Genomic DNA, 25,931 nt, shown 5'->3' on the forward strand with positions numbered 1-25,931 from the left:
CCGACTTAGACGGTGACGGCGTGATGGACTACGACGATAACTGTATTGCCGTGATGAACGATGGACAGGAAGACGCGGACGATAACGGCTTAGGCGATGCGTGTGATATTGCGGTGAGTGACATCAGTGGCCTTTGGCATGGTAAAGGACAAGAATCTTTTAGCGATATCAGCTCTGACATGACGTGCGACATGAGCGGCATGATTTATCCTATGGGCGGCTTAGGCAAAATTGAAATGGAAGGCAATCAGTTCTTCGTTTTCGATGCGAATGTAAATGATGATCGTGACGATGACATGTACGGCATGGAAGGCATGGAAGGCATAGAAGGAAACATGGGCGGCCATATGATTGCGTACGGCGTACTGGCCGAGGATGGCAGCTACATGTGGTACGAAATGAAGGACGACATGAAACCTAACAATGCCGAGGGCACAGACGACGGCATGAGTGAGAATATTGCCGAAGACGGAACGGACGACACTGGATCAGAGCAAATGGCACCGATGTTCCGGATGTACATGGGTCAATACGACGAGTTATCGGATACGATGATGCACAGTGATGTGGTGGAAGACACTGAAAAAGGCTGTGTTGTCACCACGACAATGAGCATTGAACGCCCAGATATGAGTGTTAATGAAGAAACGGCATTTATGGCTGGTTTGAGCTGGTTTGAAGGCGAAGATTACGGCGACCATATGTGGTTTGACTATGGCCGAATAATGGATGCGAGTGACACAGTGGATGAAATCTCCTATGTTTATGATTTTGAAACAGCGGATTGGGTTGAAGAAATGGACCCTGAAGTTGAGTTTGTCATTACGGACTTAGGCATTACAGAAAATACTAATACCTTAATGGTGGTGGGTTATGGCGATAATGGCGACACCGCAACCTTAAGCAATGGGTTAGATACGTTTACGGTAGACTTAATAGGTCTGGATATCGCGGGCCAACGCATTGAAGATTATGTGCTAGGGAGTTACGAATGGCATCTAGGTGATGGCATGCCGATGTTCAGTGATGGGGCCATGAGCTTTATCGCGGAGATAAATCAAAGTGGCGACGCACAATACCGTTTCTGGTGTGATTCAGGCGGTGGTTTATCCGACTGGTTCCCAGAGTTGAACTGTGAAAATGTGATTATCGTGGACTGGGTATTGGACGCAGAAAGTAGCAACGGTGCTCAACTTCCAGTCGCAGCGATGAGCATTGATGATGTGATAAACAATGCCAATGAAACGACAGATATGCCGGTTCAGGTGTGGCTTGGCGATAATCAATTTGTGGAAGTTTGGTCAGACGACGGAACGTTTGCCGGTGGTAACCTCGAAGTGAAATACCATTCAGGAATGAACGCAGAAGCGGGCCCTGTAGCGGTAAGTAATGGACTGGAATTGACCATGATGGGCGATGTTGCGGTGTATACATTTGTATTACCAGACGGCATTGATATGCCAGAACAAATGATGTTCCTATTTGAAGAGTCCACATTGGAAAGCACGGATGACATGACAAATACCTACTTACGTATGGGTTATGTGGTTGACGGTATGGGTGTTGAGCAAGTCATGTTGTTTAACGATGTGGCGAAAGACGATGTGCTGATGCACTTTGCACCAATGAAGCCAGTGAGTGATAAAGACTATGATGGCTGGGATGATGATATGGACAACTGTCCAGAGCATTATAATCCGCAACAACATGACCAAGATGGTAATGGTATTGGCGATTTGTGTGACTTCAATTATCAAAATAAAGACTATGACCAAGATGGTTGGTTAGACGGTGAAGATAATTGCCCAGTCGTGAAGAACGAAGACCAACTGGATGTGGACGAAAATGGCGTTGGCGATGCATGTGAAATCAACGGCGAAGCAGATACAGACGGTGACGGTATTGAAGACTATATGGACAGTGACATCGATGGCGACGGCGTGATGAACGACGAAGACATGGATATTTATAATCCATGGATAGGCAAAATGGTTGATGAGCCAGATTTTGATGAAGACGGCATTCCAGATTATATGGATGATGACATCGATAATGACGGCGTATTAAACGAAGACGACGCTGATGATTACGACGATATGGTGTGGGACAGAAGGCAGTTCACCGACTTAGACGGTGACGGCGTGATGGACTACGACGATAACTGTATTGCCGTGATGAACGACGGACAGGAAGACGCGGACGATAACGGCTTAGGCGATGCGTGTGATATTGCGGTGAGTGACATCAGTGGCCTGTGGCATGGTAAAGGACAAGAATCTTTTAGCGATATCAGCTCTGACATGACGTGCGACATGAGCGGCATGATTTATCCTATGGGCGGCTTAGGCAAAATTGAAATGGAAGGCAATCAGTTCTTCGTTTTCGATGCGAATGTAAATGATGATCGTGACGATGACATGTACGGCATGGAAGGCATAGAAGGAAACATGGGCAGCCATATGATTGCGTACGGCGTACTGGCCGAGGATGGCAGCTACATGTGGTACGAAATGAAGGACGACATGGAACCTAACAATGCCGAGGGCACAGACGACGGCATGAGTGAGAATACTGCCGAAGACGGAACGGACGACACTGGATCAGAGCAAATGGCACCGATGTTCCGGATGTACATGGGTCAATACGACGAGTTATCGGATACGATGATGCACAGTGATGTGGTGGAAGACACTGAAAAAGGCTGTGTTGTCACCACGACAATGAGCATTGAACGCCCAGATATGAGTGTTAATGAAGAAACAGCATTTATGGCTGGTTTGAGCTGGTTTGAAGGCGAAGATTACGGCGACCATATGTGGTTTGACTATGGCCGAATAATGGATGCGAGTGACACAGTGGATGAAATCTCCTATGTTTATGATTTTGAAACAGCGGATTGGGTTGAAGAAATGGACCCAGAAGTTGAGTTTGTCATTACGGACTTAGGCATTACAGAAAATACTAATACCTTAATGGTGGTGGGTTATGGCGATAATGGCGACACCGCAACCTTAAGCAATGGGTTAGATACGTTTACGGTAGACTTAATGGGTCTGGATATCGCGGGCCAACGCATTGAAGATTATGTGCTAGGGAGTTACGAATGGCATCTAGGTGATGGCATGCCGATGTTCAGTGATGGGGCCATGAGCTTTATCGCGGAGATAAATCAAAGTGGCGACGCACAATACCGTTTCTGGTGTGATTCAGGTGGTGGTTTATCCGACTGGTTCCCAGAGTTGAACTGTGAAAATGTGGTTATCGTGGACTGGGTATTGGACGCAGAAAGTAGCAACGGTGCTCAACTTCCAGTCGCAGCGATGAGCATTGATGATGTGATAAACAATGCCAATGAAACGACAGATATGCCGGTTCAGGTGTGGCTTGGCGACGATCAATTTGTGGAAGTTTGGTCAGACGACGGAACGTTTGCCGGTGGTAACCTCGAAGTGAAATACCATTCAGGAATGAACGCAGAAGCGGGCCCTGTAGCGGTAAGTAATGGACTGGAATTGACCATGATGGGCGATGTTGCGGTGTATACATTTGTATTACCAGACGGCATTGATATGCCAGAACAAATGATGTTCCTATTTGAAGAGTCCACATTGGAAAGCACGGATGACATGACAAATACCTACTTACGTATGGGTTATGTGGTCGACGGTATGGGTGTTGAGCAAGTCATGTTGTTTAACGATGTGGCGAAAGACGATGTGCTGATGCACTTTGCACCAATGAAGCCAGTGAGTGATAAAGACTATGATGGCTGGGATGATGATATGGACAACTGTCCAGAGCATTATAATCCGCAACAACATGACCAAGATGGTAATGGCATTGGCGATTTGTGTGACTTCAATTATCAAAATAAAGACTATGACCAAGATGGTTGGTTAGACGGTGAAGATAATTGCCCAGTCGTGAAGAACGAAGACCAACTGGATGTGGACGAAAATGGCGTTGGCGATGCATGTGAAATCAACGGCGAAGCAGATACAGATGGTGACGGTATTGAAGACTATATGGACAGTGACATCGATGGCGACGGCGTGATGAACGACGAAGACATGGATATTTATAATCCATGGATAGGCAAAATGGTTGATGAGCCAGACTTTGATGAAGACGGCATTCCAGATTATATGGATGACGACATCGATAATGACGGCGTATTAAACGAAGATGACGCTGATGATTACGACGATATGGTGTGGGACAGAAGGCAGTTCACCGACTTAGACGGTGACGGCGTGATGGACTATGACGATAACTGTATTGCCGTGATGAACGATGGACAGGAAGACGCGGACGATAACGGCTTAGGCGATGCGTGTGATATTGCGGTCAGTGACATCAGTGGCCTTTGGCACGGTAAAGGACAAGAATCCTTTAGCGATATCAGTTCTGACATGACGTGCGACATGAGCGGCATGATTTATCCTATGGGCGGTTTAGGCAAAATTGAAATGGAAGGCAATCAGTTCTTCGTATTTGATGCGAATATAAATGATGATCGTGACGATGACATGTACGGCATGGAAGGCATAGAAGGAAACATGGGCGGCCATATGATTGCGTACGGCGTACTGGCCGAGGATGGCAGCTACATGTGGTACGAAATGAAGGACGACATGGAACCTAACAATGCCGAGGGCACAGACGACGGCATGAGTGAGAATACTGCCGAAGACGGAACGGACGACACTGGATCAGACGAAATGGCACCGATGTTCCGGATGTACATGGGTCAATACGACGAGTTATCGGATACGATGATGCACAGCGATGTGGTGCAAGACACTGAAAAAGGCTGTGTTGTCACCACGACAATGAGCATTGAACGCCCAGATATGAGTGTTAATGAAGAAACGGCATTTATGGCTGGTTTGAGCTGGTTTGATAGCTTTAATTATATCGAAGGCAAGGATTTTGAATATGGCACCATTATTGATGCTGTCGATCAAAGTGCAGAAACCATGTATAGATTTAATTTGGCGGCGCAAAGTTGGTTAGAACATACTGAGAGTTATATGCAAGAATTTATTATAAATGACAGCGGCGTTATGCAAGCTCTTGGTAATCTAACGTTTGATGGCTACGGCTCCGAAGGCCATACCGCAATGTTAAACGTTGATGGATCGCAACTTAATATAGATTTACAGGCAATCGATTTGTCGGGCATGCAAATATCGCATTATTTACATCATGATTATAAAGCCGCTTTTACCAATGAAACGTTTAGTGATGACGCGATAGGTTATATTGCTAACGTTGAAAATGTAGACGGAACTTACCGTTTTTGGTGTGACCAAAATATGGATATGATCGACAGTTTAGATCTGGAATGTGCTAACGCTATTGTTTTGAAATGGCAGGAAAATGAGTTCGAAGAGGTCATTCCGGTTATAGCAACAAGTATTGATGACATTATTGCAAATAAAATGCTCGATGATGAAAATGACGGTTTTAAATTGTATTTAGAAGGCGACATGTTTGCAGAGTTTTGGTCGGATGATGGCACTATTATGGGGGATAATTTAACGGTCACTATATTTAAACACGGATATAACGACCACGGCGATATGGAGAAACTATTATTAGGTGAAGGCCTTGTGCTATTTTCCAATATGGGTGGTTTTGATATTTTTGTTCTTGAACTTCCTGACCATTTACAAATGATGAGAAACTCAGACATGTTCTTATTTGTCGAAAATGTTATTGAATCAGATGGTAAAACGGTATTACGTCAGGGTCACTATGAGTCAGGAACTGAAAATGAAATGCAAATTTTGTTTAATACTGAAGCAACAGCAGATATCTTACTTTCGTTTAATATTGACCATGGACCGGACATGAATTCTGATATGGATTTGGACGGAATAGTTGATTACATGGATAATTGCGTTGCTTACGCTAACGAAGATCAAATGGACTCTGACGGTAATGGCGTTGGTGACATGTGTCAAGACGTTGATTTTGATAATGATGGTGTTGATAATAGTACCGATAATTGTTCTGACGTCTTTAACCCAAATCAGGAAGATTTTAATCTCGATGGGCTAGGCGATGCATGTTCAGATTTTGATTCTGATGGTTATACGGATGAAAAAGAAATCATAGACGGCACAGATCCTGAAGATGAATTTAGTTTCCCTATACCGCTTAATCTGATCTTAAAAAGTTAAACTTAACATATTAGAAGCCAGCTAATCCCTTAGCTGGCTTTTTTGTTTTTGCGGGGAAATTAAATTAACACTCGGAAATCATAACTTATTCAATCAGGCACTTTCACCTCGTCATTTGTTTTAGTAAAGTGCTGTCAAAGAAAGTAATACGAGTTGTTTATTATGTATGAATTACCACCAATTAGTTTAAAAGGCCAGGTCTCTGAACAAGAATGGCAAACTCGTGTTGAGCTTGCGGCGGCTTATCGGCTGTATGTAATACATGGTTGGGATGACCTAATTCACACACATATTTCCGCCAGGATCCTAGGTACTGAACATTTGCTTATTAATGCGTTTGGCCTAGCATTTGACGAAATCAATGCATCCAATTTAGTAAAAATTGACATCGATGGCAATGTGATCCAACAAGACTGTCCTTTCTCAATTAATCCAGCCGGTTATACAATACACGGTGCGGTGCATGAAGCACGCCACGAGGACCAATGTGTACTCCATGTACATACCAATGAAACCATTGCTGTTGCGAGCATGAAAGACGGGTTGTTACCTATTTCTCAATATTCGATGTTTGCATTAGCGTCAATGAGCTATCACGATTACGAAGGTTTAGCGGTAAATCAGGATGAAAAGAAACGCCTCCAAGACGACTTAGGTGCAGCAAATTTTATGTTGTTACGTAATCATGGTGCGTTAACGTTAGGTAAAACTATAGGTGATGCTTTTATGCATATGTACGACCTTGTCCGTGCCTGTCATATCCAAGTGCAAGCTTTGTCTATGCAACAACCAATCAATTATGTTGAACAATCGATTATTGACGGAATCAAGGCCTAGGCTAATATCGTTCATTCTGGCCAAACAGGTGGTGAAAAAGCCTTACCCGCAATGATGCGAAAAGTAAAACGAACTTACCCAGAATTTGACCAATAGAGAATTAATAATGAAAATAACTCATGTAGAGATCTTTGACATCCATTGCCCAGACCGTACCGCTTGGAATCCAATATTTGTTCGTGTTCATACCGACGAAGGGATATCAGGTGTCGGTGAAGCTGGCTTAGCCTATGATTGGGGCCACAGTGCGGCTGCAGCCATGATAAAAGAGATCACTGAAGCCGTTCTTATCGGTTTCGACCCGTTTAAAACAGAGCTGTTGTGGTCAAGAATGTTAAGGGAAAGTTTTTGGGGATTAGGCGGTGGGCCTGTCCTGTATGCGGCAATGAGCGCAATAGACACCGCATTGTGGGACATCAAAGGCAAGGCGTTTGGTGTACCTGTTTACCAATTATTAGGCGGCAAAACAAATACCAAGCTGCGTACTTATGCCAGTCAGTTGCAGTTCGATTGGGATAAGGACATTAAAAAACTAATCGAACCTGCTGAGTACGCTGAAGCGGCATTAAAAGCGGTAGCAGAGGGTTTCGACGCGGTTAAAGTTGATCCAATCGTTTATGATAAAAATGGTGATTCGTCATTTGACCGAACCAATTTATTCACTCGCCCACAGCTTAGATTATTTGGTGACCGCTTACGTGCTATTCGAAATGCAGTCGGCCCAGACGTTGACATTATTTTTGAATCGCATTCTTTAATCGGGGGCTGCATCTGCGATACAGATGGGTGAAATTGTTAAAGAAGTGGATTGCATGATGTACGAAGAACCAGTGAATTACTTAAATTCTGCTGTCCATAAAAAAGTTGCCGACAACGTAAATGTGCCAATTGCCGGTGGCGAACGTCTATATCATCGTTGGGATGTTCGACCTTATTTTGAAGATCAAAGTATTGACGTTTTACAACCTGATGTTGGTTTATGCGGAGGCTTTACAGAAGCGAAAAAGTCTGCGATTATGCCGATGTTTATGACATCCGAATTCAAGCTCACGTTTGCGGTGGTCCGGTAGCAACAGCCGCCAGCTTGCATTTAGAAACAGCAATCCCTAACTTTTTAATTCATGAACACCATACTTACGCAACCAAACACTGGAACCGTGAACTGTGTATTCAAGACCCACAACCTAAAAATGGTATCTTTGAAGTATCAGAGACACCGGGAATTGGAATTGAATTAAATGATGACGTTGTAAAACGCTCACCCAATATTACCGTTAAATAACGGTATAACTAAAATTGATACCATGTATGGGCGTTGTCGTGAAAGAGCGCCTGTGCATGGACAATATTAAGTTTATTGAGTTCTTGCCAATATTGTTGGTAGCCATAACTAAAAGTACACAGAGGAAAGTTACTCGCATACATAACTTTTTTAGGACCAAATATGTCGATGCATTTGAGCACAGCAAAGTGAACATCAGCAAAACCATATGCTCTATCTATCATTTCCCATCCTGAGCATTTCACCGCTATATTAGGCAGTTGGCTAACTGATATTAAGTTTTGATAGAACTGACTGTTAATCTCTGAGTGACTTAAATTGATAAAACCGCAGTGGTTTAATGTAAATTTAATATTATTAAATGGTGTCAGTTTGTCGACACACAACAAAGTAAAATCAGTGTTGTTAAGATCAAATTGTAACTCAAATATCCAACCGAGATTATCAAGTGTTAATAAGTTGATTGCGGTATTTTGATGACTCAAAATAGCAGGTAGATCATCATCTAAGATATGTCTAACCCCAACAACCGAATTTAACACCTTGAGCTTGGAAACTTGGTGCTTGAAGGATGCAGGTGGCAGCGTTAAATCTATCGCCGCAATGCTTTTGAATGGCTTTTGGCAAATACGTTCAAGCCACTCTATTTCCCGCCATGGGGCGTTATTATCAAAACCTGCTTCTATATGGACAAAACCCGCCAGCGTATTCGACATACCAAGCGTTAGATCTTCTTCTGAAAATGAACGAAAAATACGGCTTTTATCCGGCCAATTTGGCTGGTTTTCTGGTTTTAACCAACCATATTCGCCTTTTGATAAGTCAAATAGATGAATATGCGGATCGATTATCTTCATTATTGTGCTGTGTAACCGCCATCGATTACTTGCAAACTACCAGTGATAAAACTGGCTTGGTCACTTGCTAAAAACCACACGAGTTCTGCCACTTCACTCGGTTGACCGAGTCGCCCGAGGGGTTGTAGCGCGGCTTCTTCTTTATGAATTTGGGCTTTATCAGCGCCTGATTTTGCACAATAATTATCAATCGCCCGGTGATAAAGCGGGGTTTCAATCGTACCGGGACAAACGGCATTAGCTCGAATATTAAATTTGGCGTAATCAATAGCCGTAGTTTTTGCCATAGACGCAATTGCGGTTTTGGTTAGGTTATATATAAATGAATTTTGTTTCGCAACAAGCGCTTGGTCAGACGACATTAAGATAATTGAACCTGAATTTTGCTGCTTCATGTAGGGCAGTACCGATTGAACCGCTGAAAATGCGCCCTTGACGTTTATTTCAAGTACACGGTTAAAATCGGCTTCCGTGGTATCTTCAATATTGGCTGAATGATGCACACCAGCGTTTGACACAAGCACATCGATATTGTGTATTGCCCCAATATTTGCAATTGCGGTGGCAACCTGCTGATGATCAGTCACATCGCACTTTATAAATTCACCGTGATTTGAAGGGGTTAAGTCCAAATTGAACACGGTAAAACCACCGGCCAAAAATCGCATTACAATGGCTTCACCAATACCTGAACTGCCACCGGTGATCACACACGTTTTATTATTAAGATCCATAAACCAAATTTCATTCTAACTCGTTAAAAACATGTTAAACGAAAACGAGGTTAGATGCTTTATCCAAAACTAAATTTTTGAACATTGCTCTCGCAGTTTTTCAACAAAAAATTGTGTTGCAGGGCCCAACATATCATCATCTTTATATAACAAGTGCAAACTAACTAACCGTGAAGAGCCCCGCTTAAGCGCTAATGGGGTGATGGTGTTTTGTTGCAGCGCCGTTTGAATCGACGTAACAGGCAGCCAAGCAAATCCCAATCCGCGACTTAACATATCAAGAGAAGTTCGAATATGGCTTACAGTCCAACGCTGATGCGCCCCTAACCAACCAGCATCTTTGCTTTGGGTTAACGCTGAATCGCGGATAACAATTTGTCGATGCAATTTAAGTTCTTCATGTGAAATCGGTTGTGTGTTTTGTTGCAAGGGGTGCTCAGGACTAGTGACTGCAATAAACTCTATTTGGCAAATTGCTTCGCTGCTGCCAGACGTATTGTTTATTGACGAAATTGCCAAATCGACCGCACCTTTTTCGAGCAATTCATTGGCACCACTTAATACCGACTCCAAAATTTCTACCCGTAAAAAGGAAACGCCATCGACGTAAGCTCAAGTGCTTCACATAAACGGTCTTGGGGAAACATTTCATCTACTGCTATTTTTAGTTGAGACTCAATGCCTTCAGATAATATATGGCCAATTGATTCGAGTTTTTCCGCTTCTTCCAACAGATAGTTAGCCCGCCTTAATAATAGGACGCCAGAGTCAGTAAGATGTGTTTTTTACCTTCAATGTAAAATAATTTTAACCCTAAGGATTGTTCAATTTTACTTACCGAGCTGTGAATGCTCGATTGGCTTTTATGAATATTTTGGGCGGCCTGATTAAAACCGCCAAAATCCACAACGGCCTTAAACATTCGCCATTGCTCAAGTGTAATCCGTATCATTGATTACCCTCTATTGTGGGGCGCTAGGAAGTCTTGTTTAGGCCCTTCCGGAATAACTTGGGTTGGGTTGATCATCGTATGACTAAAGTAATAGTGGCGTTTGATGTGCTGCATATTAGTGGTTTCAGCGACCCCAGCAACTTGATATAACGATCTTACATAATTGGAAATATTTGGGTAACTGTCTATTTGTCTTTGGTTACATTTAAAGTGTCCAAAATATACTGCGTCAAAACGAATAAGCGTTGTAAATAATCGCCAATCCGCTTCAGTCTGTAGGTCACCTACTAAATATTTATTGTTAGCGAGAATTTCTTCAATTTTATCAAGTGCGACAAATAACGAATCATAAGCTTCTTTATATGCTTGTTGCGTCGTTGCAAAACCACATCGATATACGCCGTTGTTTATGTTTGGATAAACAAACGCATTAATGGCGTCTATTTCTTTGCGCAATTCAGCTGGGTAAAAGTCTAATGTATTGCCCGTGATATCATTAAACGCTGAGTTAAACATTCGAATAATGTCAGCAGACTCGTTACTAACAATTTGTTGGGTGTTTTTATCCCACAATACAGGGACCGTTACTCGTCCTGTATAGGCGCTGTCATTTTTGGTATAAATCTGGTGCATATATTCAGATTGATATAAGTTATCGCCACTGCTGCCGGTATTTGGGTCAAACGTCCAGCCGTGTTCAATCATGTCAGAGCTTACAACGGATACGTCAATATGCGATTGCAGGCTTTTTAACTGCCTAAAAATTAATGTCCGATGCGCCCAAGGGCAGGCGAGTGAGACATAGAGATGATAACGCCCAGACTCAGCTTTAAATCCTGCTTTACCAGTAGAACCTGCACTTCCATCAGCGGTAACCCAATTACGTAATTTAGCGTCTTCACGTTTGAATGCACCACCATTATCAGCCGTTTTGTACCAATCGTCGCGCCAAATACCATCTACCAATAAACCCATAATTTGTTACCTATTTTTACCACGTTACAACTACATTATTCTTGTTGCATTTAGAGCTATCCAACCTAAGCACTACAAGATATCGCTACTTTGATGTTCTTAATCAGGTTTAAATTGTCAATTGGCCAAATTTGCCCGTTTGATAATCTTGTACAGCCTTATTAATCTCAGCTTGTGTATTCATCACAAATGGGCCCATATGAACAATTGATTCTTTAATTTTATTGCCTGTTAAAACTAAAATACCAGCCCCTACTTGACTCGATGTCATTTCGATAATTGATTGTGAGTCAACAATAACCAATTCACCGCGAGCGAGCGGTGGCGTGCTTAAACTTCCCGTGTGCACATAGATAAGCACTTGCTCAAATTGCTGTAAGTTAAGTGTTGCTTCTTTATTCGCGTCAAAAGTCATATCCGCAACAGCGGCTCCGGTAGCTAAACCATCAAGAGGAGAAGCAACGTGTTGATTTGCAAATTGCCAACTTCCCGCCAACGCTTTTAATGTGACTCCTTGTTGATCGTTTATGACAGGGCTTCCAGCTTCAGCAGAGTCCTGGTAAATAGCTGGACGCATTTTGTCTTTAGCGGGCATGTTTAGCCAAATTTGAAACCCATGCATGCCATGCTCTTCATCGGCAGCCGGCATCTCAGAATGAATAACTCCTGAACCGGTACTCATCCATTGCACGTCACCGGCGCGAATATGTTTTTATTGCCCATCTGGTCTTGATGTTCAAATGCACCTTTAATCATATACGTGAAAGTTTCAATCCCACGATGCGGATGTGGAGGAAAACCCCCAATGAAATCCTTAGCATCGTCGGAACGAAGCTCGTCTATCATTAAATACGGATCTAAGTGAATGCCTGAAAAGTCCGCTATTCTTGAGATTTTTACTCCATCGCCATCTTGAGTAGGGCGACTTTGCAGTTTTTTAATAATGTTCATGAATTGTTCCTCTCAATCAGTAATGTGTTCAGACTAACACTTATATAGTGGAATGATATTAGTATAAATCGAGCCTATCATTCTATTAAATAGAACGATAAGGTGAGGAGTCATTTTCTATTGCAGATGAAGTGACCCGTATTAAGTTATTGGAGCAAATGCATTTAACCAAAATAAAAAATAAGTTATGTTGAAATCAACCAACTACCAGACAACATCGAATGAGTATAGGCTAAATGAGGAATAATAAGCGTGATTAAAAATTTCAATTTAGAAGACGCCAGTCAGGTGTTCGTTGGAGCCTTTGCATTAGCCGTTCCTATTTCATTTTCTGAAGAAGCCTTAGCGATTAGGGGAAACCTTGCCCTAGGTAAATTTGTTTTTTCTGTTTTGCCTTTCGATGATGTTTTTAGGGCTATTTGCCTATCAAAGCGTCTTTCAACAAGATATTAGCCACCGAGTCTCTACCTTTGTATTTCGAATACTAATTGCTTATGTCATTTCAGCGTTTGTTGTTGCACTTGTTTTGATGTGTATTGATAAGTTGCCAATTGTTGACAGTCCCGTTTTAGCGTTTAAACGGATTGTTGTCATCACAATGCCCGCCTCAATGGGGGCAATAATTGTTGATAGCTTTGATAAAGAATAGCGAGAATCAATTTTTCTGCTTAAAGAATGAGCTATTTATATAAATGATTTTATTGATTAATTCTTAATGTCCACGGTTAATATTTTTACCAAAAAATAGAAAAACGGCTATGCTTAATTTTGAATGTTTATAATTAGGATAGTTTTTATTTTATGGGTGACCTCTTAGACTCCTATTTCCGTGCAGACTATATGCCGCATGGTCATTGCTATTTTTGGCAGCCGCATATTTTATGGGCGCACGTCATATCAGATCTTGTTATTGCCGCCGCCTATTTTTCGATACCAATTGCTCTAATTGCATTTATTCGCAATCGACCTGACATTGAACACCGCGCCGTATTTGTCTTATTTTCGGGCTTTATTTTAATGTGCGGAATTAGCCACTTAATGGGCGTTTGGACTATTTGGCAGGGGGTTTACGGCTTACATGGCATCGCAAAAATTCTCACGGCAATCATCTCTTTAGTCACCGCGATAAGTTTATATAGGTTAATGCCTCAAATCGTTAAAATCCCAACTTTAGAGCAATACGAAGGGATCATAAATAAATGGTCCGACAGTCAAAAAGAAAATGAATATTTATCAGGCCAACTTAGAAGCCAGAAACTAACCCAGTTTGTTTTAGATTCGATTCCAATTAGCTTACTTTTAGTCGATGACGAAGGTCGAGTCATTCTCTCAAACTCGTTTTATAACAAAGAATTTAATGACAACGAAGAGTTAAATTCAGTTCATATATCGACGTTATTTCAAGGGAATTCGACAGAATTTAAGTGGGAGTTCCATCAAGAAAAATTATTTGATGGCGTCGAAATAGGCGATCAAATTAAGTTTCTAGACAGTGTTCAATACGGAAATAAGCTAATTCCAGTTGAGGTTGTGATAACGAAAAAGAATTTCAAGAAAAAATGGCCTTTGTTATTACGATCAAAGACCTGCGCGAAGTCATGCAAATTAAACAGATGTTAATTGACAGTAATTCTAGATTTGAGAGGGCCGTTCGGGCTACCGAAGAGGGGCTATGGGAATGGGATCTCAAAGCCAACAAGATGATTTGGTCCCCTAAATTTTACTCGATGATAGGCGCTAAGTTGGGAGACGAACCGAGTTTTGACAGCTGGTTGTCTAATGTACACCCAGATTACGTTGATGCTGTTAGTCATGCACTTAATCAACATTTAGAACATGGCGAACGTTTTTATGTGGAGTATGTGGGTAAAAATGAAACTGGGGAATATGGTTGGTTTGCGATAAATGGTAATTCAATTCTAGACATTAATGATGTGCCAACGCTGGTTTCCGGCTCTCTACGATATATTGAAGAAGAGAAACAAAAAGAAGAGAAGTACTACCAAAAAACAAACTTCTCAATGCCATATATGAAGGCTCTAGCAACGCAATTTTTGTTGTTAATAAAATGGAAGATGATGAGTTGTGTTATACCATCTTAAATGACACAGCGTTAAAAATAGTAAATGTTTCCAAGGATGTCATCATTGGTAAACCGTTTAAACAACTCGCTGGCAGTTTGTTACCACAGGCATTTGTTGATCACGTCTCCGCTCGATACCGAAGTTGTATTAATTCTAAAAAGACCATCGAATATATTGAGAAAGTAGAGACCATTAGAACATTTTGGTTTCAAACGACGTTGTACCCAATTGCTGATTCTCAAGGCGACGTTTCTATGTTAGTTGGTACTGCGACTGACATTACAGAACTTAAAATCGTCGAAGAAAAATTGGAAAAAATACGGAATTTTTGGAAAGTTTGGTTAATAATTCTGTGTGCGGTATGTATATTTTTGATTTAACGACTTATAAAAATACTCTTATCAATGAGGCATACCAAACTATATTAGGGTACACAATTGATGATTTAGACAAGTGCGACAACCTGTTAGCGTTGTTCCACCCAGACGAACAAGAGCTCATTACAACGCATTTGGACAAAATGGCTAACTGCAAAGAGGGTGAACTTCATCCGTTGGAGTATCGTTTCAAACATAAAAACGGTGATTGGGTTTGGTGCTATTCGGTTGATTCAGTTTTAACTCGTCATCCAGACGGAACGCCAAGTCAAGTATTGGGGACGTTTGTTGATGTTACCGAAAAGAATCAATTAGTGGATAAATTAAAAGAATCAAATGAATATTTAGAACGTTTTGCGTTTGTCGCATCCCATGATTTACAGGAGCCATTGCGTAAGATAACCGCATTTAGTGACTCCTTGTCTGAGCGTTTAACACCATTGATCGAGAATGACGAAGCGTCGATATTCGAATTATCGCGAATGAAGTTAGCCGCACAGCGTATGGGAGCAATGATCCACGATTTACTTAAATTGAGTCGGATCACTTCCAATTCACTAGATAAAAAGAACATATCTTTACCAAGGTTATTGGAAGAGGTCTGCGATATTTTGGAGTTGTCTATTGCCGATAGGAAAGCCGATGTAAATTGGGATAAATCGGTGGGTGACATTGTGGGCGATGAAGGGTTAATTTTGCAAATGATGCAAAATATAATCAGTAACAGTTTGAAGTTTTGCAATGCAGAAACAACACCATGTGTTTCTATTCGTTGTAAATATAGGGCGCAGAACGTCGATATTATAATTCAGGATAATGGCATTGGGATCCAAGACTCTGAAATTGCCAACGTATTCGAACCATTTAGGAGGCTGCACGTTAGAGATGAATATGAAGGCAGTGGAATAGGTTTAGCAATTGTGACTCAGATAGTGTCAGTTCATAAAGGGACTGTCGCTTGTGACAGTGAAGTTGGCGTAGGGACGACTATAACTATTTCATTACCAAGGCATTAAAAAATGATTAATTTATTATTGGTAGATGATGATCAAGACGATATATATTTTTTTAAGCAAGCCGTGAAAAAAGTCGCCCTGCCGATCAATTTAAGTACATATAGAGACGGTAAAGAAATTTGTGATTATTTAGCGGTAAATAAAGATTGTGAGAATTCGATTGTTTTACTTGATCTAAATATGCTAAGGCATTGGTGGTCTTGAAACACTTCGGATTATTAGGCAAAGCTTAGGTCTCGTAACGTTACCAGTTTTGATCTATACCACTTCTAAAAACGTAAAAGACATTGAAGAAAGCTATAAAATCGGGGCAAGTTCTTATATAAAAAAACTAGACACAATAAATGAAATAGCGGCTTTTCTAAAGTCAGTAGTAGGATTTTGGGCAATATATAATAGGGCAATTAACACATGAATGTAGATAAAAGTGGATTACTCATTTATCTCCTCGAAGACGATACAGAGGACGCCTATTTGATCACGAAAGCGATTCAAAGTGACGTACTTGATAAACATTCGATTGGTGTATTTAAAACATTGGAGTCGTTAACAAGTGGCCTTAAAAACTTAATGCCTGAACTAGTTATCATTGATCTAAATGTCCCCGACAGCAAGGGGTTGGATACTATGATTAAGGTCAAGAAGCTCGCACACAATGTACCAATCGTTGTTCTCACCGGGATAGATGATCCTAAAATGGGTAATCAGTTGGTGCAACTTGGGGCTCAGGATTATATCCCTAAGCCTGAAATGACGGCATCGTTATTACAAAGGGTTATTCGATTTTCAAAGGAACGGTTTAAGTTAATTAAAGCACTAGAAGAGTCGGCATCGAGAGATGTTTTGACACGGCTTTATAATCGGGAGGCTTTAGAGTCGAAGTTTGCTGAATTGATAAGTAAAGCAGAACGATATGACGAAAAATTTGGCATCATATTTTTAGATTTAAACAACTTTAAATATTTGAACGACACCTACGGTCATCGAGCTGGAGATACCTTATTAACGCTTTTGGGGGGACGGTTGGAAATTTTCAGTCGTTCATCTGATTTTATCGCCCGCTATGGCGGTGATGAATTTGTTACGTTATTGCCAAATGTACAAACTATTGATGAGTGTTTGGCCGCAGCAAAAAGCCAGCTAAGTGTGGTTTGCGATGACTATTTTGTCGAATCAGACGATGGCGTTGCGATCAAAGTTGAAGTCACAGGAAGTATGGGGGTTGCTATTTACGGCGATCATGGCACGACCAAAAAGCAACTTTTAGAATCCGCTGACACAGCAATGTATGAGGCGAAGACTAAAAAACTAGGCCTATCAGCAGCTAAATCAATCAAGCGCTAGATCTGTAAATATAATTAGAGCAATGGTACCTAAGTAAAACGAAAAAAGTGCAACATAAAGGTGAAATGATGAGTGTTGTAATGTATGGTTTGTAAAAGCAAAAACATGATAAAGATAAATGAGTTATGAATAAAATCACATTAAGCCTTTTGATGTTTTTGTGCAGTCTTAGTATTGATGCTAAAACATTACATTTTGCTGATCCTGCAGGTACCGCAATAAGTAATGTTGTTGTTAAGTTTTCCAATCAAGCGGTCGACAAGTCATTGACGAAACCCGTTGCTATTATGGACCAAGTCGACATTCAATTTGCCCCTTATGTTTTGCTCATAGATAAAGGTCAACAAGTAGCTTTTCCAAATCGAGATGATGTTCGCCATCACGTTTATAGCTTTTCAAAAACCAAACCGTTTGAAATAAAACTATACAAAAACACACCCACTGACCCCGTGACGTTTTCATCGGCGGGCGTAGTGGAACTTGGCTGTAATATTCACGATAAAATGATTGGTTATATCTATGTGACTGACCAAGCCAATACCTTTTTGAGTGATAGCGAGGGTAATGTCAATTTGCCAGAATCGATGGGGCTTGCATCGACAATGGAATTTCAATATTGGCATCCGCGTCTGTCCACTAATCGACTCGAGCACAAAAAAGCAAATTTGTCAGACCCGATAGAAGCGACACAAATCATTACCTTATCCTTGTTAAACAATGACGCTTCAACAAAACAACAAAAACGGAAAACTCGTTTTGGGAAAACATATTAGTGTTATTTAAAAATTCATTAAAGTTTAGAATAAACAAGCTCGTCGTTAGCATCGTTTTGTTGATCTCAATCGTTATTTTAATGGCGATTTGGTTTGCAACCAGTCGACATGCCGATACGCAGTTGTCCCGTGAATTAGAAGTTGGTCATAGTGTCTTTGTAAACTCACTTGAAAGTCGTGAAAACCTGTTGGTTAATGCTGCTACGGTTTTAACCGAAGACTTTGGTTTTAAACAAGCCATCGCCACGTTAGATAGCGCAACGATAGACAGTATGCTGAATAACCACAGCGAACGTATTTCAGCGGATCTTATGCTGGTGATGTCATTAGACGCTAAAGTCATTGGCAAAACGGATACTCTAACGACAGATAGCGGCAGTTACCTCACACCAGAAATTTATGATAATGTTTTGCGCGATGGTGGTTTAATTACGTTTAATTTGATTAATGGCAAACTCTACCAATCTTTATTTCTTACCGTCGACGCGCCAAACCCTATCGCCATAGCTATGATAGGGTTTGAAATGGATCAAAAACTCGTTGACCGATTTAGCCAATTAACGACTCTCGATATTACCCTTTTATTTGACCAAGAAAAGTCGGCATATTTAACCACATTGTCGCCGGCAGACGCTGAAATCGTGCTGCAATCAAATTTACCTTTATTAGAAAACGCTAAAAAATTTAGTCGCTTGCATCTAACAACTCAGGCTTTCAGACTGGAAAACTACCCACATTTCACAGGTTATGTGATGCTAAGTCATAACACCGATCTGTTATTTAAAGAGTTTTATACGCTTATTAAAGACGTTGCCGTAATTTCTGTTATCGCCGTATTTGTTGCGCTATTACTCGGGGTTGGTTTTTCTAAAAATGTGACAAAACCTCTGGAACGCCTCTCTATACTAGCGAAACGTATATCCCGTGGTGACTACCAAAATACAATTGAACTAAACACCAGCACGACTGAAATTGCTGACTTATCTGTTGCTTTTAAACAGATGCAGTTGAACATTTCAGAACGTGAAAAAACGATTAGCTATAACGCCACTCACGATATGGTAACTGGCCTTTATAACCGCACTCGATTGCTTGAACTCGTTCAGGAAGGCATAGAAAACAACGGTGCTTTTCAGGTCATTGCAATTCAGATAAATGGATTTAGAGAGCTGAATGAGACTTTCGGTTATAAAGTTGGTGATGAGTGTTTGCAATACCTCGCTGGTGAAATTAAAACGAAGGGCGGCTGTACAGCGAGAATTGCTGGCGGGGAAGTTATTTGGCTCCCCAATCAAACCGTGACGCTAGAGAACATCGTCGATATTCAATCAGAAATGGAACGTTCAATATTGGTTTCGCAGGTAAAAGTGCGGATAAAATTGGTCATTGGCATTGTAAGTGTCAACGACAGTAATAATAAAAATAGCGTGTTTGACAAAGCTGAAGACGTGATCCGAAGTTTAAGTATTGCAGCAAGTCATGCTCGGACAAAAAGTAACAATATTCAATATTATCTGCCTGAGCAGGAAGCCGCCTATATTCAACGAATCGAAGTTTTATATGAATTACAGCACCTATTAGAAAGTGACAATAAAGACGAACTGGCAATGTTCTATCAACCTAAATTGGCATTAAGCAACAATAGCGTTGATAAAATGGAAGCCTTGATCCGCTGGAATAGTAAGAAATTAGGCTTTGTTTCGCCAGAGATGTTTATCCCAATTGCAGAAAGTGCCGGTATCATTAAGTCTTTAACACAGTGGGTTATTCGACGCGTTATCAGAGATTTACATCACTGGCAATTACCTGAACAACAAATAGCAATTAACCTCTCGGCACAGGACATAGTGTGTGGGGACTTAATTGAATATATTGATGATTGCTTAAAAGAGTTTGATATTTCAATTAATCAATTGTCGTTTGAAATAACTGAAAGCGACATCATGTCAGATCCACAAAGAGCCATTGCGCAACTCAATTTGTTTGTCGAAAAAGGGTTTTCGTTGGCCATCGACGACTTTGGTACAGGCCACTCATCGTTGTCTTATATTAAAGACTTCCCGGTGCAAACATTAAAAATTGATAAAGCGTTTATTCTACAACTTGATCAAAATGAAGACGATTTAACCATTGTGAAGTGTATTATTTCCTAGCAACAAACTTTGGATTGTCTGTGGTGGCAGAAGGGATTGAAAATAAAGCATCGTTGGAGATATTGCGTCAATTAGGTTGCCAGTATATCCAAGGTTATTACATTAGCCGGCCTATGCCAGCCTCAGAGGTGACCGGTTGGTTAGCGCAATATCACGATAAAAAGGTGCAAGAATGACAAGTTGGAAAACGATATTAAGCGCAATTTTATTGCCGACTTTGTTTGTCGGGACATTATACGCGGGGACCAATGACGGCAAGTTGCTAGCAACGGCTGGCGTAACACAAATTGAGGGGTCTGCAGGCGGTGGACTTGTACCATGGGCCGTCATATCAGGTTATGGTTCGCGTGACGAAGTCGCGGCAACAGTGTCGACAACCCAAGTTTCAACCACCGATTACCGTTTAGATGTGACCAGTGCAGCAATTGGGCTCTATGATAAAGTCGAACTTAGTTACGCTAAACAACGCTTTACATTAAGTTCGCTGGGTGGTGATATTCAACAGGAAGTCTTTGGTGCCAAGGTAAAATTATACGGTGATGCCGTATACGGTGTTTGGCCGCAGGTTAGCGCAGGTCTTCATCATAAACGCTTGAAAGACTATGTTATTGCAGATGCAGTAGGCGCTAAAGAGTCCTCTTCAAATACAGATTACTACTTAGCTGCAACTAAGGTTCATTTAGGTTTAGCGGCTGGCTTTAACGTTGTTTGGAATGTCACCGCCCGGTTGACTAAGGGTAATCAAACGGGCTTTTTAGGGTATGGGTCCGCGTCAGATACCTCTCATAATTTGATGATGGAAGGCTCCGCCGGAATATTGCTTTCAAGAAACTTAGTCATTGGTGTTGAATATCGACAAAAGCCCGATAATTTAGGTCTGGGTGAGGACGATTGGTATGACATATTTGTGGCGTATGTGCCGAACAAAAATGTCAGTTTAACGCTGGTCTGGGCAAAACTCGGCAGTATTGCCGGGGCAACAGGTCAAGAAGGTTTATTTCTTAATTTAACGGGGAAACTTTGGTGATGAGTGGAAAAGTATGGGGCGTTGTCATTCTCACCGCAGCGTTAACGGGATGTGTAACCACAAATGTTACGTTATATCAGCAGTTAGGTGGCGATAAAAAAGTTGAATTGATTGTCGATAATTTTATTGAAGAGATTCAGTTTAACAAAAGATATTTCAATATTTTACTGAATCGGATGTCGATCGGTTTCGAGAAAAATTAATTGAACATATCTGCGTCATTGCAGATGGTAATTGCCAATATACGGGGATACGATGCAACAGGTACATGAAGGTATGAATATCACAGAGACTGATTTTAATACCACCGTTGACCTGCTCATTAGCGCAATGACTAAGGCCGATGTGCCACATAGGATCCAAAACCAATTATTACAACGATTAGCTAAATTACGTCACGAGATTTTGTACCTGTAGTACCTGTAAGGTTCACTTTTACATAAACGTTTATTTAGTCAAATGTTAAGGCTGTTAAAATAATAACAGCCTTAATTTATAACCAATTGTGTCTAAATTACGACATTAGCAACAAAAGCCAAGGCATAAGCCAACAAGCCATAGAATCCATAGAGACCCCAAGATAATTTATTATTACCTATCTCACCTTTAAGCGTTGCCACGGTAGCCACACATTGCAACGCAACAACGTAAAATAACAACAAGCCGATACCGGTATTAAGTGGTAAGCCTTCGTTAAGTATTTGCGCCGCTAAGCCGCTAATGTTCTCATCTGCGCCTTCCATTCCGTATAAGGTGCCTAGAGCCCCGACAAAGACTTCACGGGCTAAGAACGACATTAATATAGCAATCCCATATCGCCAGTCTAATCCAAGTGGTTCAAAAATAGGTTCAATAAAATGACCAATCGTACCCAAAAACGAATCTTCTAAACTGGCATTGAGTGGAAAATAACCCAATACCCAAATCACTAAAGACACCACAAATATCACAGGCGCTGCACGTTTTATAAATTGCACCGCACTGTTTACGACACGCTGACCTAGTGGTTTCCAGTGTGGAAGTCGATAACTTGGCATCTCGATAATAAAAGGCATTTCAGTTTTTTCTTGCTCAGTTATTGTTGACCGACTTAATAAAGCGCTGATGGCTAGCGCCGTCACAATGCCAAAAAAGTAAAGTCCAAAAACGCCACACCTTGCATATTAAATAAACCCAGCCAATACACATCAGTCGGGATTAACACAGCGATTAGTAAAGCGTAAACTGGCAGTCGAGCAGAACATGACATTAACGGAATAGTCATCATAGTTATGAGGCGTTTACGAGGCGACTCTATCGTTCTTGCCGCCATTATTGCCGGAATTGCACAGGCGTGGCCCGACAAATAAGGGATGAAACTGCGACCGGACAAACCAAAAAAGCTTAGGGGTTTATGGCAAATTAATGCGGCTCGCGCTAAATAGCCACTGTCTTCTAATAAACCGATAACAAATGTAAGTACCATGATTTGAGGTACGAAGACCAAAAACGACCCAACACCACCAAAAATAGCATCATTGATAAAGTCACTTACAACGCCATTACCGACAAAGCCTGTAATAAACTGCGCTATTGCACCGAGGCTAACTTCCACCGCGTCCATCAATGGCGTTGCCCACGTGAATATACTTTGAAATAGCAGAAACATGATGGCAAAAATGCAATGGAACCAAATAAACTGTTAAGTAAAAAAGCATCGAGTACATTTTGGTTTTTAAGAATTACATCACGATTAATTGCGTATTTAGACGCTAATTCTCGACTTCTTTTTACCGCATCGGAAACACTACTAATTGGTGTTTGACGACTCAACGAGGGGTAGGTTTGATAATCTTTCGCCAATAAAGCTTGCTTGAGTTCAGTAATACCATCTAAATCTCTAGCAGAGACCGCATAGACCGGAGCACCTAAATCATGAGACAGGGCGTCGATGTCAAAACTGTGACCAAAGCGCTTGAGTTCGTCAATAAAATTTACGACAAACGCTATGGGTTTACTCGCTTGAGTTGCAAGTTGTTGAGCTTGAAGAGCAAACACCAAACTGCGCTCTAAACGAGTCGCATCTAGAACACATAAAACCAAAGATGTGTCATCGTCAGCGAGCTTCGCATTTAGCTGGTTTATTGCGACTTCTTCATCTTTAGATAAACTATTTAAAGAATAGGTACCTGGAAAATCGATAAGTTCAACGTTGTCCATTACGCCACTTTTTATTTCGACAGTCACACTATGGATAATTTGCGACTTTTTGTCTTAGACCTGTAAGTTGATTAAACAGCAAACTTTTTCCACAGTTTGGCTTACCAACCATTAAGATTTTTTTCATGTTTATATCTTTAATTTGTAACTTAGTTTGTTGCGAGATATACGTGTTGAGCAAGCTCTTGTTCTAATGAGAAAACTGAGTCACCTAATTGGACGACGATTGGGCCAGAAAATGGCGTACGCCTTAAACACGTGATGGATTGATTCGTTTCAAAACCCATTTCCATAAGTCGCACTAACAATGCTTCCTCAAGAGTGGGAGACAGATGAGAAATCGTTGAAAGTGAGTTTTTAGTAAGGTCCCAAAGTGTCATTATTAATCTCCAAAGCCTTATAGGAACTGTCATTTTTTTGCAGTATACAGTGAAGTAATCATGTTGCAAATGATAATAATTATCATTTGTAAGGTTGCTTAAGGTCGCTTTTTGATAAGTATTTGCAAATTGTTGATATAAACAGCGATAACAAGTTGCTGAGTGTGGGGTTTTAGTATATTTAATAAGATACTTGAAATTTTATTAACTCAGAAAGCGTGGCGTTGATGCAATATTCTCATTTTAATGCCTCCATAATTGCGGCCAATCGATTTGGTTATGGAGCAAAGAGCACCGACAATGTTAAACAAAACATTGATGCAAAAGCCTGATTGAAATCAGGGCTAATAGCCCCTAATTTTGATAATAGTTTACCGACGTCAATTGCGCTGCGTCAGCAACTGTATGAATATCAGCAACAGCGGAAAAAGGCTAAAAAACAAGGTAAAGAGCTGTCGAAAGAACAAAAATCTTTTCCTAGACAAACCTATATTCGTTTTATCGACGACTCTTTCACACAAGTCGTTAACGCAGATCATACAATTCAGTGGCGATTATTAGATTTTTTCTCTAATCATTTTTCTGTAACCGCACAGTCAAATGTATTAAACGTATTGGCCCCGACATTAGAGCGCGAAGCAATTGCGCCAAATCTTTTTGGTAATTTTGAAGACTTATTGGTGGCGGTGGTTAAACATCCCGCGATGTTACTTTATTTAAATAATGAACGGTCATTTGGGCCAAATTCCAAAATGGGAAAACGTGGCAAAGGCTTAAATGAAAATTTGGCACGTGAAATTTTAGAGCTGCATACGCTTGGCGTGAACGGTGGTTATACGCAACAGGACGTAATAGAGCTTGCAAAGGGTATTACTGGATGGAGCATTGCATATCCAGCTAAAGAGCCGGATAAAGGCTTTGTGTTTCGAGAAAAAGGCCATGAACCTGGTAGTCGCAAATTGCTGTCTAGAACCTACAAAAAAGGTGGTGTTGAGCAGGGCGAGTTGATGTTAAAAGATATTGCACAGCATGCGTCTACTCGTCATTTTATTTGTAAAAAGCTTGCTTCTCACTTTGTAAGTGACAATCCTCCTAAGTCATTATTGGATAAACTTGAAGTCACTTGGCAAAAGACAAACGGCAATATTAAGCAAGTTATGACAACCTTAATTGATGCAGAGGAATCGTGGTCTGCATCGCTTCAAAAGTATAAAACCCCTCGAGATTTTGTCTTGTCCAGTATGCGATTGCTACCGAATAACAAATATAAAGGCAGACAAGTACAACAAGTATTAAAACAACTGGGTCAAGCACCTTTTAAAGCTGGATCACCTGCCGGGTTTGCTGACACTGAGGCTGATTGGATGGGCGCAAATGCAGTAATGACCCGAATTGATTTAGCCATGAATGTTGCGTCTCGATTTAAAGCAAACGCTGAACAACTATTAGCCACTGCATTGTCTAACACAGTGTCGGAGTTGACCTATCTATCGGTGGTACGCGCAGAATCTCGTAAACAAGCAACAGCCATGTTGTTGCTCAGCCCAGAATTCCAAAGGAGATAGACATGAATAGACGTGACTTTCTAAAATTTTCAGGCGCCAGTCTAGTCCTTTGGCCATCTGCATCTGCTTTGGCAACTACGGCCGTTGTGAAGCCTAAAAAATTAGTGTTTGTTATGCTGCGTGGTGCTTTAGATTCGCTGCACACCATTATTCCTGTAAATGATAAAGCGTTACACCAACACAGGCCAAAACTGGCTGCCGTTGCAGAGAAAAAGCACTCTCGTTAAATACTCAGTT

At 41.0% G+C, this 25,931-nt stretch carries 19 protein-coding genes and 6 pseudogenes; 18 read left to right on the plus strand and 7 right to left on the minus strand.

Features of this window, described 5'->3' with window-relative positions:
- Window positions 1-23: 23 nt before the first annotated feature.
- The 3 genes and pseudogenes from PN838_RS00010 (at window position 24) to PN838_RS00020 (ending at window position 8,307) form a co-directional block, all read left to right on the plus strand.
- Entirely contained in the window at window positions 24-6,188 is a 6,165-nt protein-coding gene (locus tag PN838_RS00010) for a thrombospondin type 3 repeat-containing protein (protein WP_272182470.1), read from the plus strand.
- 162 nt (window positions 6,189-6,350) lie between these two features.
- Window positions 6,351-7,121: pseudogene (locus PN838_RS00015) on the plus strand (class II aldolase/adducin family protein).
- A gap of 10 nt (window positions 7,122-7,131) precedes the next feature.
- Window positions 7,132-8,307: pseudogene (locus PN838_RS00020) on the plus strand (mandelate racemase/muconate lactonizing enzyme family protein).
- A gap of 8 nt (window positions 8,308-8,315) precedes the next feature.
- Here PN838_RS00020 and PN838_RS00025 read toward each other — a convergent pair.
- From PN838_RS00025 to PN838_RS00045, 5 genes and pseudogenes are all read right to left on the minus strand, one after another.
- Window positions 8,316-9,164 (minus strand): amidohydrolase family protein, encoded by an 849-nt coding sequence (locus tag PN838_RS00025; RefSeq protein ID WP_272179353.1) that lies wholly within the window; start codon window positions 9,162-9,164, stop codon window positions 8,316-8,318.
- Window positions 9,164-9,898 (minus strand): SDR family NAD(P)-dependent oxidoreductase, encoded by a 735-nt coding sequence (locus PN838_RS00030; protein WP_272179354.1) that lies wholly within the window; start codon window positions 9,896-9,898, stop codon window positions 9,164-9,166. The genes PN838_RS00025 and PN838_RS00030 overlap by 1 nt, the downstream gene beginning before the upstream one ends.
- A gap of 69 nt (window positions 9,899-9,967) precedes the next feature.
- Window positions 9,968-10,850, minus strand: a pseudogene (locus tag PN838_RS00035) (LysR family transcriptional regulator).
- Between the two features lie 3 nt (window positions 10,851-10,853).
- The gene (locus tag PN838_RS00040; RefSeq protein ID WP_272179355.1) at window positions 10,854-11,825 is read right to left on the minus strand and encodes a glutathione S-transferase family protein; all 972 of its coding nucleotides are present in this window, start codon (window positions 11,823-11,825) and stop codon (window positions 10,854-10,856) included.
- A gap of 109 nt (window positions 11,826-11,934) precedes the next feature.
- Window positions 11,935-12,776, minus strand: a pseudogene (locus PN838_RS00045) (pirin family protein).
- A 252-nt stretch (window positions 12,777-13,028) separates the two neighbouring features.
- Between PN838_RS00045 and PN838_RS00050 the strand changes: the two are divergent.
- The 13 genes and pseudogenes from PN838_RS00050 (at window position 13,029) to PN838_RS25815 (ending at window position 21,967) form a co-directional block, all read left to right on the plus strand.
- Window positions 13,029-13,425: pseudogene (locus PN838_RS00050) on the plus strand (DUF2391 family protein).
- A gap of 152 nt (window positions 13,426-13,577) precedes the next feature.
- Window positions 13,578-14,396 carry a hypothetical protein gene (locus PN838_RS00055; RefSeq protein ID WP_272179356.1) on the plus strand — a complete coding sequence of 273 codons (819 nt, stop codon included), beginning with the start codon at window positions 13,578-13,580 and terminating at the stop codon, window positions 14,394-14,396.
- The gene (locus PN838_RS00060; protein ID WP_272179357.1) at window positions 14,375-14,878 is read left to right on the plus strand and encodes a PAS domain-containing protein; all 504 of its coding nucleotides are present in this window, start codon (window positions 14,375-14,377) and stop codon (window positions 14,876-14,878) included. The genes PN838_RS00055 and PN838_RS00060 overlap by 22 nt, the downstream gene beginning before the upstream one ends.
- A complete protein-coding gene (locus tag PN838_RS00065; RefSeq protein ID WP_272179358.1) occupies window positions 14,845-15,240 on the plus strand; it encodes a PAS domain-containing protein in 396 nt (131 codons plus the stop codon). The genes PN838_RS00060 and PN838_RS00065 overlap by 34 nt, the downstream gene beginning before the upstream one ends.
- Window positions 15,222-16,253: a PAS domain-containing sensor histidine kinase gene (locus PN838_RS00070; protein WP_272179359.1), complete on the plus strand. Its 1,032-nt coding sequence runs from the start codon at window positions 15,222-15,224 to the stop codon at window positions 16,251-16,253. The genes PN838_RS00065 and PN838_RS00070 overlap by 19 nt, the downstream gene beginning before the upstream one ends.
- Window positions 16,254-16,256: 3 nt before the next feature.
- Window positions 16,257-16,457 carry a hypothetical protein gene (locus PN838_RS00075; RefSeq protein ID WP_272179360.1) on the plus strand — a complete coding sequence of 67 codons (201 nt, stop codon included), beginning with the start codon at window positions 16,257-16,259 and terminating at the stop codon, window positions 16,455-16,457.
- 207 nt (window positions 16,458-16,664) lie between these two features.
- On the plus strand, window positions 16,665-17,597 hold the full coding sequence (locus tag PN838_RS00080; protein WP_272179361.1) for a GGDEF domain-containing response regulator: 933 nt from the start codon (window positions 16,665-16,667) through the stop codon (window positions 17,595-17,597).
- Between the two features lie 125 nt (window positions 17,598-17,722).
- Window positions 17,723-18,370, plus strand: a complete 648-nt coding sequence (locus PN838_RS00085) for a methylamine utilization protein (RefSeq protein WP_215964874.1) — start codon at window positions 17,723-17,725, stop codon at window positions 18,368-18,370.
- 80 nt (window positions 18,371-18,450) lie between these two features.
- Window positions 18,451-20,523, plus strand: a complete 2,073-nt coding sequence (locus PN838_RS00090; protein ID WP_272179362.1) for an EAL domain-containing protein — start codon at window positions 18,451-18,453, stop codon at window positions 20,521-20,523.
- Entirely contained in the window at window positions 20,508-20,699 is a 192-nt protein-coding gene (locus tag PN838_RS00095; protein ID WP_272179363.1) for an EAL domain-containing protein, read from the plus strand. The genes PN838_RS00090 and PN838_RS00095 overlap by 16 nt, the downstream gene beginning before the upstream one ends.
- Window positions 20,696-21,550 (plus strand): DUF3034 family protein, encoded by an 855-nt coding sequence (locus PN838_RS00100; protein WP_272179364.1) that lies wholly within the window; start codon window positions 20,696-20,698, stop codon window positions 21,548-21,550. The genes PN838_RS00095 and PN838_RS00100 overlap by 4 nt, the downstream gene beginning before the upstream one ends.
- Window positions 21,550-21,753, plus strand: a complete 204-nt coding sequence (locus PN838_RS25810; protein WP_334313233.1) for a hypothetical protein — start codon at window positions 21,550-21,552, stop codon at window positions 21,751-21,753. Before PN838_RS00100 ends, PN838_RS25810 begins: the two co-directional genes overlap by 1 nt.
- A 52-nt stretch (window positions 21,754-21,805) precedes the next feature.
- A complete protein-coding gene (locus PN838_RS25815; protein WP_334313234.1) occupies window positions 21,806-21,967 on the plus strand; it encodes a globin domain-containing protein in 162 nt (53 codons plus the stop codon).
- Window positions 21,968-22,059: 92 nt separating this feature from the next.
- Here the strand turns inward: PN838_RS25815 and feoB are convergent.
- Window positions 22,060-23,876 (minus strand): annotated as a pseudogene (gene feoB, locus PN838_RS00110) (ferrous iron transporter B).
- A 22-nt stretch (window positions 23,877-23,898) separates the two neighbouring features.
- Entirely contained in the window at window positions 23,899-24,129 is a 231-nt protein-coding gene (locus PN838_RS00115; protein WP_215964879.1) for a FeoA family protein, read from the minus strand.
- A gap of 332 nt (window positions 24,130-24,461) precedes the next feature.
- Between PN838_RS00115 and PN838_RS00120 the strand changes: the two genes are divergently transcribed.
- The gene (locus tag PN838_RS00120) at window positions 24,462-25,694 is read left to right on the plus strand and encodes a DUF1800 domain-containing protein (RefSeq protein ID WP_272179365.1); all 1,233 of its coding nucleotides are present in this window, start codon (window positions 24,462-24,464) and stop codon (window positions 25,692-25,694) included.
- A gap of 2 nt (window positions 25,695-25,696) precedes the next feature.
- Entirely contained in the window at window positions 25,697-25,921 is a 225-nt protein-coding gene (locus PN838_RS00125; protein ID WP_272179366.1) for a hypothetical protein, read from the plus strand.
- The last annotated feature ends 10 nt before the right edge of the window (window positions 25,922-25,931 follow it).

The organism is Psychrosphaera algicola, assembly GCF_028401425.1.
GTDB lineage: Bacteria > Pseudomonadota > Gammaproteobacteria > Enterobacterales > Alteromonadaceae > Psychrosphaera > Psychrosphaera algicola.

Excerpts from the sequence above, each read along its gene's own strand:
- PN838_RS00065 (WP_272179358.1), top strand. The coding sequence starts at position 14,845 with ATGGAAGATGATGAGTTGTGTTATACCATCTTAAATGACACAGCGTTA.
- PN838_RS00115 (WP_215964879.1), bottom strand. The coding sequence starts at position 24,129 with ATGACACTTTGGGACCTTACTAAAAACTCACTTTCAACGATTTCTCAT.
- PN838_RS00085 (WP_215964874.1), top strand. The coding sequence starts at position 17,723 with ATGAATAAAATCACATTAAGCCTTTTGATGTTTTTGTGCAGTCTTAGT.
- PN838_RS00100 (WP_272179364.1), top strand. The coding sequence starts at position 20,696 with ATGACAAGTTGGAAAACGATATTAAGCGCAATTTTATTGCCGACTTTG.
- PN838_RS00080 (WP_272179361.1), top strand. The coding sequence starts at position 16,665 with ATGAATGTAGATAAAAGTGGATTACTCATTTATCTCCTCGAAGACGAT.
- PN838_RS00070 (WP_272179359.1), top strand. The coding sequence starts at position 15,222 with ATGTATATTTTTGATTTAACGACTTATAAAAATACTCTTATCAATGAG.
- PN838_RS00090 (WP_272179362.1), top strand. The coding sequence starts at position 18,451 with ATGGCGATTTGGTTTGCAACCAGTCGACATGCCGATACGCAGTTGTCC.
- PN838_RS00055 (WP_272179356.1), top strand. The coding sequence starts at position 13,578 with ATGGGTGACCTCTTAGACTCCTATTTCCGTGCAGACTATATGCCGCAT.
- PN838_RS00040 (WP_272179355.1), bottom strand. The coding sequence starts at position 11,825 with ATGGGTTTATTGGTAGATGGTATTTGGCGCGACGATTGGTACAAAACG.
- PN838_RS25810 (WP_334313233.1), top strand. The coding sequence starts at position 21,550 with ATGAGTGGAAAAGTATGGGGCGTTGTCATTCTCACCGCAGCGTTAACG.
- PN838_RS00030 (WP_272179354.1), bottom strand. The coding sequence starts at position 9,898 with ATGGATCTTAATAATAAAACGTGTGTGATCACCGGTGGCAGTTCAGGT.
- PN838_RS25815 (WP_334313234.1), top strand. The coding sequence starts at position 21,806 with ATGCAACAGGTACATGAAGGTATGAATATCACAGAGACTGATTTTAAT.
- PN838_RS00125 (WP_272179366.1), top strand. The coding sequence starts at position 25,697 with ATGAATAGACGTGACTTTCTAAAATTTTCAGGCGCCAGTCTAGTCCTT.
- PN838_RS00075 (WP_272179360.1), top strand. The coding sequence starts at position 16,257 with ATGATTAATTTATTATTGGTAGATGATGATCAAGACGATATATATTTT.
- PN838_RS00010 (WP_272182470.1), top strand. The coding sequence starts at position 24 with ATGGACTACGACGATAACTGTATTGCCGTGATGAACGATGGACAGGAA.
- PN838_RS00060 (WP_272179357.1), top strand. The coding sequence starts at position 14,375 with ATGCAAATTAAACAGATGTTAATTGACAGTAATTCTAGATTTGAGAGG.
- PN838_RS00025 (WP_272179353.1), bottom strand. The coding sequence starts at position 9,164 with ATGAAGATAATCGATCCGCATATTCATCTATTTGACTTATCAAAAGGC.